Origin of the sequence: Novosphingobium mathurense (genome assembly GCF_900168325.1) — a bacterium.
GTDB classification, from domain to species: Bacteria; Pseudomonadota; Alphaproteobacteria; order Sphingomonadales; family Sphingomonadaceae; genus Novosphingobium; species Novosphingobium mathurense.
Window position 1 is genome coordinate 22324 of record NZ_FVZE01000017.1, and the last position, 7193, is coordinate 29516.

Below are 7193 nucleotides of genomic sequence, written 5' to 3' on the forward strand. Positions count from 1 at the left end.
GTGCCGGGGCGCTTCCCGCAACCGCGCTGGGTCAGGATTTGACCATGCCAACCCTGACACCGGTGCCGCCGAGCGATCAGCCGCCCCTGTCATCGGCCACGCGCAAGACCAATCCCGGCACCGAGTATGTCGATCTGGCGGCGGCAGGCTATGTCGAGGAGGAGTTTTATCTTTCGGGCCAGGCCCCCGCAATTACGGCCGATGGCAAGGCTCTGTTCGACGTCCCCTACATCACCCGTATCCTGGTGAGGAAGCCCGCAGATCCGGCCAAATTCAACGGCACCGTCGTGATTGCGCCGTTCACCTGGATCGGTGAACGCGCAGCTGGCTGGATCTTAACGAGAGACTACCTCGTTCGACATGGCTACGCCTTCGTCGGATACACCTTGAACATCAACAAGCCGGCACAAGACCCCAAGACCCACACGGATCCGAACTGGCAACCGGACCCGGAGCCGGCGAACCTCAATTTCGATTTCATGCGGCGCTTCGATTATGCGCGATACGCGCCGCTTGGCACATACTACGATCCTCAGCGCTTCCGGCGCGGCTCAATTCCCGATCCCTTCGTTCCGCAATCGCAGGCCATTGGCGGCGAACTCGCCATGCTGCTCAAGTCGAACCTTCCGAATGGGCCAATGGCCGGGCTCAATGTCGAACGTGTCTATGTGAACAGTTGGGCTGTCACCGCGCAAGTGTGGATGGACTATCTCGACCAGGGGCGTCACCAACAGTGGCGCATGCCCGATGGCAGACCCCTTATCGACGCGTACATGACCGGCAGGATGACCTTCGGCGAAGTGGGCGGAGATGTCATTCGCGTCCCACGCCGCATGCCGGAAGATGCTCCCTTCGTTACCGTCTACAGCCAGTCCGAAGCCATGTACGATGCTGTGGCAGGGGTGGAATTGCCAGCCGACAGCGATCGCCCGAAGCTGCGCTTCTACGAAATCACCGGAATGCCCCATCTGCGCATAGCCGATCTTGGCACGGAAGAAGTGGAAGATTTGCCCGCGGATGTGGGCAAGTCTGACGATCCCAAATGCAATACGCTTTACGATGAGCCGGCCGAACTGGTGGTCTCCGCCATGCTGGACAGGATGGACCAGTGGGTTCGCCACGAAGTGCCCATGCCGAAAGCAGAACGCCTGCAGCGCAAAGGCAATTCCATCGCTCGCGACCCGAAGTTCGGCAATATGATCGGGGGTGTGCGCCCCCCCTGGGTCATGGCCCCGGCGGCAGTATACTGGACTGAGCAGGAAGCCCAGTGCGGCATGGTCTACGAAACCAAACAGCCATATTCGCGCACGGAATTGCGGCGCCTCTACGGCTCATATTCCAATTATCTGCGCAAATTCGAGGCGGCCAAGAAGCGCGCTGTCCAGGAAGGCTTTCTGCTGGCGGAAGACGCAGACGACCTTCGTCCCGTCGCACGGCCCGAGGATTTCTGAACGGCTAGTAGCTCAGATCGGCCTCGGGCACGTCATTGGGAAAGCGCTGGCTGGCCGTAGCCCTGTACCAGACATCACCGGCGGTGACGGGGCGCAGGATCAGGCGCCGTTCGTTCACATTGACGTTGCCCATAGTCTGCACTTCGTACAGCGCCTCGAAATCCCCGTCTGCACTGGGGAGATCCCGGCCCAACATGGCCATCTTCGATGGATCGCTGATCAATTGCGCCATTTGCAGGATCGCCGGATCCCGGGTGCCCATGATCACAATGATCGCATTGCCGGAAGGGCCGTGCAGACGGGCTATGTAGCCATAATCGCGCGTGGCGACGCGGTCCTCGGAAATGACGGAGCCATCTGAGCGGAAGTGCCTGCCGCTTTCGCGATCGATCAACTCGTCATAGTTCGCCCCGACTTTCATCCCCGATGCATTGAAGAGCGGGTTACGCAAAAGCGGCGGCAGGCAGGCGATCGATCCGACATAGACAATGTTGGCCGCCTTGAGCATTTGCGACGTCAATTGCGAACCATATGTCAGGGCAGTGGGCCTGCTCCCGCCAGCCATGGAATCCAGGCGAGCAGCCTGCAACTTTGCGAGTGCCAGGGTCGTGCCCGCGGACAGGAAATGTGCATCGACATCGCGTAGCTTGCCCCTGTGCTCTGGATTGCGCATCAACACGACGTCGAGAGCTTCGCCATTCCTGATGAGCGGGTCCCGAACCAGCTGCGATGTGCCGCGAAGGGCGTTGTTCTGGGCAAAAAGAAAATCGTCCCCGGCGACAATCAGGTTCGGATTTCCGTTCGTGTGCAGCGAGTTCCAGACTGGCGATCCCACTATCTCGGGATCATCCGAAAGAAACCGAGAGGATGTCAGCAACCAAACGGTCAACCCGGAGAGGCACACAAACGCAGCCAGAGCCGCCAGCACCTGAAGCCCCGTACGGGCGTGCCCTGAAGCCTCACTGGCATCTTCACGGCCTTCGCCCGGCTCGTGTGACCCATCGCAGACCTTGACCGAATATTCGCCTTGGGGAATGCTGATCCTGACGGGGCGCCCGTCGGCGTAAAACTCCTCGAGTTTTTTGCGCAGGCGGTGGACGTAGACGCGTACGCTGGCATTGCCCGCCAAAATGAACTCCGGCTTGTCGCCGAACAGGTCTGTGGCGATTTCCGTCTCTTTGGGAAACTGGCCCGCGCGCGTCCGCTCCAGCAGATAATCGAAGAGGCGCACAAGCTTGTCCGATCGGCCGGACGCAAGCGTTTCCCGGAATTGAGCGATTTCCGTTTCGATGTCTGGTGAGATCGCGATGGACACGGTCAATCGCAAATTGCGGAAGTTTTACTGACGACGCCCATAGATTGAACCTACCACCCCATCCGGATTGCCCAAGCCGTTCCTTGGCACAATAGTTGCCCGCCACGGTCAGTCAAATGCGCAGGCGGGCCCACGGTCGGGGCCGTATCGGGGTGAGTGAGACGCAGCATCGTTCCGTGAATGCCCGGCGATTCAAAAGCTAGCGATCAGAATTGAACTCGCTCACTGTCGAAGCAAAGACCGAGGACAATTCCCATTGGACCGCGATCTTCCTTGAGCGCCTGGTGCAGGCTCTGGCCTACGAAATAGAGGCAAGGCCGAACGATCTCAGCGAGAGTACCGCTTCAAGGCGCCATTCTTCGCCAGCTATATAGATTGCGGGACCGCCCGAGGCGTTCTCAACAGTCGATACTGGCGCACCCGACAGGATTCGAACCTGTGGCCTCTGCCTTCGGAGGGCGGCTCTCGACTGAAATTACAGCACTTTTCGAGGAATGTTCATGGTTTAGTCCCGTGAACGTATCGTGAAAATGCGCTCGTAGCTCGCACATAACTCGCACAACCTCTATCGGCGGTCCGCGGCGGCAAGCGCCTCGGCCATGTGGTCAGGGTGGTGATGGGCATAGAGGGCGGTCGTCCGGGCATCCTTGTGCCCGAGCCAGCCGCCAATTAGGTGAAGGGGGACGCCGCGCTGTGCCATCCAGGTTCCGCAGGTGTGGCGTAAGACGTGCGGGGTGACGTCGATCAGACCAGCGCGTTTGCAGGCACCGCCGAAGCTTCCCTCGCCGCGCTTGTCCTCGTTGCCGTCCCAGCCGCCGCCAATGTCCTTGATGCGCTCACCGTGATTGTGAACGACATATCCAAGTTCGGTGCCGCGATCGCGGGCCAGCCGCAGGAAGGTCATGAGCCGCCGCGGTATCGGCTGGCCGACTACCTTGCGCTTTGAAGTCTGGCGATCGCCGCTTCGGGCAAAGTAGATCCGACCGGCTTCCAGATCGACGTTCGGCCAACGCAGAGACAGGATCGCGTCTCTTCGGGCGCCTGTGTAGAGCCCAATCAGGATGAACAGCGGCAGGTACAGTCTGACGTCGCTGCGGCCTGAACGCGCCGCCCACAGGAGCGCTGCGGCCTCCTTTTGGGTCAGCCAGCGATCACGGCCCTCGGGCTTGGCAGGCAGCTCGACATGGGGAACGGTGGTCAGACGGCCCTCGCTGTGTGCGAAGTTCAGTGCAGCCTTCAGAACGACGAGCTCGCGCCGCACGGTGCCGTCACTCTTCTTTCGCCAAGTGCGATACGCTTTGCAGGTCTGCTTGGTGATCGCGTCGACGGTTTGCTCGCCCCAGAAGGTCAGCAGCGGGACCATGGCATAGGCGATCCGCTTCGGATCCGCCGCGGTGGGAGCGTGGAGTGTGCCGTAAAGGTCCAACGCGCTCGCGATCAGGTAGTCGTTCGGCCGCGCCGGCCCGGCAGGACGGATACTGAGTTCTCGTTCGCGGAGGAAGGCCCCGAGGACCGCTTCAGCCTCTCGGCCGTCTGCAGTGCCAGTGCTGCGGCGCCGCTCGCGCCCTCCTTCGAACCAGACGATGTAGAAGTTCGGCCTGCCGTCGATCCGCTTGAGACGGGGGCCGGTGTTGGGCCTTGGCATGTGCTTTCCTCCCGCGCTGCGATCCACGCGAGCGCTTTGTCCTGAGGGTAGAGGTAAGACCGGCCTAACTTCACCGCAGGCATGCCCTGAAGGCGCAGAGAACGCACCGTGCAGGGCTTAATGCCGCCGATGACCTCGGCCAGTTGCTTGTCGGTTAGGTACTGGCCGGCCATCGTCATTCCCTAATGAGGACGCCGGTATCATCGCCGTCAGTGTCAGGCAGATCATCCCACGAGTTCCCCGAGAGACCGAGAGCGGAGAAGACCCGCTGCTCAAGTACGGTCAGATTGATCGAGAGAAAGCTGACTGCCTTTCGGACCTTCGATGCGATGTACTTGTTGAATTCTTCTTCGTGGGCGATCCAGATGGCGTCTTCGTGGTTCTCTTGACCTCGGGCATAAATGAACAGGGTCGGGCCGTAATTGGGCCTGAAGCATCCACCCGGATGCCGTTGCTCGTCACCAATCAGGATAACAGCAGCGTCATTGAAAGCCTGCTCACCGTCGAAGCCATATCGGATCAACTCGACGGCCAACGCGACGTGCATCGCCCCCCGCGCGTTGTAGCGTGCCGGCTGGCCGCCTTTCTCCTGTTCCTGGCGCGCATTCTGCTCGGCCGCTTCGCCCAATGCGCGAAACTTGCCTCGGGAATAGTAGCCTCGCAGGGTGGCTGGATTTATGCCAGCCCCTTGGGCGACCAGTGTGCTCGAGTGGATCTTGCTGTGCAAATCGACCATTTTTCTATTCCGTTTAGGGGTACACGATCTGGATAACCGTTCACCCCTAAACAGTCAAGCATCACAAGAGCCGATATTCCACAGCCCCCCGACTGAAGGCGGTCGGATCCAGCCGCCTGCACCGCGTTCTTCGAATGTAGTCGCGGTGCTGTCTCAAGAGGGTGCGGTCCGCAGACGGCGGGAAAGCCTCGGCCTCACTCTGATCCAATCCGTAGAGAGGGAAGTTGAAGTCGTCCTCGTCCGGCTCGCTATCGGAGTCCGCATCGCAAGGGTCGTCGTCGATTGCCTTGTCGATGTCGGCAACTGCGCAACCAGGTCCGCTGGTGGCCTCGAGCGCCCACGGCGAGAGCACGAACGAATCCTCTAGGTCGGTTTCCTCTGCCTCGGGATCGCCGTCCAGCCGATCGAGCATACCGATAAGGCGATCAATCAACGCTTCCACCTCGGCGCGGCGAGGCGTGGCGGCTGGGAAGCTGCGACGAAAGCCGGGAATATGATGAATGGGATTGGCGCGGGCGGAATCCGCCCGTAGTGGGAAATTAGCCATGATCGTCTCCTGTAAGACGGGATTGGTCAGAGCCGGGCGGTTGTTGGTAGCTTCCGCTCGGCTCGATCTCGTGATATCACCGCGCCATGGCCAATGCAACTGGTGATATCGCGAAACGCAAACGCCCGAAACAGACGGGCACTCCTGTCATGCTTCGCCTTCAGCCCGATCTACTCGCAAAGCTCGACGCATGGATCGCCAGCCAGGACGACGCACCCAGCCGGCCGGAGGCGGTGCGCAGACTACTGAGCTCATCATTGAATGTGTGAACCGACGCTCGGTATCTACTGGTGCCAGTTCGATTGGCAGAGCTTTGCAACCTTGACCTCAGGTGGTCTAGCGGTCGGCGCAGCAGTCATCGTAGGGATGCGCCAGCTCGCGATCACGAATCGCCAAAATGACATACTCGAAAAGCAGGCGGACATTGCGGCTGGTCAGTTGGCATTAGAACAGCTCGCACTCCGTCACGACCTTTTTGATCGCCGACACGAGGTCTTCGAACGAACCCGAGACTTTTTGCTGCATATTCTTCAACATGCCGAAGAACCGACTGTAGAGATCAACCGAGCCTTTGTGACGGCAACGGGCATGTCCCGTTTTTTGTTCAGACCAGAAGTCCATGAGAAGCTTGACGAGATCTGGCGCACTGCAGTGGCTTATGGCGCGCTCAAAGATGAGATGGAAAGAACCTACCTCCTCTCCGGGCACTACGGCGACGGAAACCCAGAACGAGAGCGCGATATATTACTCATGATCTCAGAATATCATCGAGGATTGGCGGATATTTTCGGAGACGAAATGAAGCTGACAGCCGCCTAAGCGCGGAAGAATGGTGCAATCTGGCTCCTTACGATTGCGACCCACCAGCGCTGCAGTTACGGATTTTTGATTCACCAGGTTTGACTGAGAGCTTTGGAAAACAATGGGAGAGCCCGCATCAATGCCGAACGAACTCGACCAAGCCATTCTCGATGCCCTGTCGGCCAGTGCAAGCGCATTACATGAAGCCTCCGAGAGAATTGAAAAGTTGGAGGAGGTTATCGCGGAAATGGGCAACGTTAGTGCCAGCCAGTTGGCTCAGATTACAGCAAACAGCCTCATGATTTCCGCGCTCCTGGTCGAAGCCCGCGACGATGCCGATCTGATCCAGCGTGCTACCAGTCGTGCCTCGGATTCATTGCGTTCCTTCGAGAATGAGGAACTGGCAATCAAGGTTGCTCAACATTTGGAAGAAATTTGCGACATGGCGGCAGCAATGATTGTCGGACACTGAGCACCCGCAATCCGCTCGGCACGTCAACGCACCCCGTCAGCCGGCTGAAATGACTGAGGTGCGCGTCATCAACTACGATTGACCAGTTTCACGCTTGAGCGCACCCTCGAGCACATGGAAATGCTGTTCCTGAGTACGTATCCGATAGCGGCCGCCTTGCAGCGAGGTAGTAGTCGCGCGAGTTAGCGGCGGTGCAAGCTCATTGGCTAGCGCCGGAGTTAGCGAC

Annotated in this window: 7 protein-coding genes; 3 read left to right on the top strand and 4 right to left on the bottom strand. The window is 59.5% G+C overall.

Annotated features, from left to right (window positions below; all coding sequences use genetic code 11):
- The first annotated feature begins 44 nt into the window (after positions 1 to 44).
- Positions 45 to 1451, top strand: a complete 1407-nt coding sequence (locus tag B5483_RS21810; RefSeq protein WP_079732018.1) for an alpha/beta hydrolase domain-containing protein — start codon at positions 45 to 47, stop codon at positions 1449 to 1451.
- A gap of 4 nt (positions 1452 to 1455) precedes the next feature.
- On the opposite strand, the gene B5483_RS21815 is transcribed toward B5483_RS21810, so the two are convergent.
- The 4 genes from B5483_RS21815 to B5483_RS21830 all read right to left on the bottom strand — a co-directional run bounded on the left by B5483_RS21815 (position 1456) and on the right by B5483_RS21830 (position 5694).
- Positions 1456 to 2766: a helix-turn-helix domain-containing protein gene (locus B5483_RS21815; protein ID WP_079732009.1), complete on the bottom strand. Its 1311-nt coding sequence runs from the start codon at positions 2764 to 2766 to the stop codon at positions 1456 to 1458.
- A 565-nt stretch (positions 2767 to 3331) separates the two neighbouring features.
- Positions 3332 to 4411: a tyrosine-type recombinase/integrase gene (locus tag B5483_RS21820; protein WP_079732010.1), complete on the bottom strand. Its 1080-nt coding sequence runs from the start codon at positions 4409 to 4411 to the stop codon at positions 3332 to 3334.
- Positions 4412 to 4586: 175 nt separating this feature from the next.
- The gene (locus B5483_RS21825; protein WP_079732011.1) at positions 4587 to 5147 is read right to left on the bottom strand and encodes a hypothetical protein; all 561 of its coding nucleotides are present in this window, start codon (positions 5145 to 5147) and stop codon (positions 4587 to 4589) included.
- A gap of 61 nt (positions 5148 to 5208) precedes the next feature.
- Positions 5209 to 5694 (bottom strand): hypothetical protein, encoded by a 486-nt coding sequence (locus tag B5483_RS21830; protein WP_139384121.1) that lies wholly within the window; start codon positions 5692 to 5694, stop codon positions 5209 to 5211.
- A 261-nt stretch (positions 5695 to 5955) separates the two neighbouring features.
- Between B5483_RS21830 and B5483_RS21840 the strand changes: the two genes are divergently transcribed.
- Together B5483_RS21840 and B5483_RS21845 are read left to right on the top strand one after the other, a co-directional pair.
- Positions 5956 to 6513, top strand: coding sequence for a hypothetical protein (locus B5483_RS21840; RefSeq protein WP_079732014.1), 558 nt, complete (start codon positions 5956 to 5958; stop codon positions 6511 to 6513).
- A 121-nt stretch (positions 6514 to 6634) separates the two neighbouring features.
- Positions 6635 to 6967, top strand: coding sequence for a hypothetical protein (locus tag B5483_RS21845; protein WP_079732015.1), 333 nt, complete (start codon positions 6635 to 6637; stop codon positions 6965 to 6967).
- The last annotated feature ends 226 nt before the right edge of the window (positions 6968 to 7193 follow it).

Bases quoted from the DNA above. Each gene is read 5' to 3' on its own strand.
- B5483_RS21810 (WP_079732018.1), top strand. From the start codon at position 45: ATGCCAACCCTGACACCGGTGCCGCCGAGCGATCAGCCGCCCCTGTCA.
- B5483_RS21820 (WP_079732010.1), bottom strand. From the start codon at position 4,411: ATGCCAAGGCCCAACACCGGCCCCCGTCTCAAGCGGATCGACGGCAGG.
- B5483_RS21825 (WP_079732011.1), bottom strand. From the start codon at position 5,147: ATGGTCGATTTGCACAGCAAGATCCACTCGAGCACACTGGTCGCCCAA.
- B5483_RS21830 (WP_139384121.1), bottom strand. From the start codon at position 5,694: ATGGCTAATTTCCCACTACGGGCGGATTCCGCCCGCGCCAATCCCATT.
- B5483_RS21840 (WP_079732014.1), top strand. From the start codon at position 5,956: ATGTGTGAACCGACGCTCGGTATCTACTGGTGCCAGTTCGATTGGCAG.
- B5483_RS21845 (WP_079732015.1), top strand. From the start codon at position 6,635: ATGCCGAACGAACTCGACCAAGCCATTCTCGATGCCCTGTCGGCCAGT.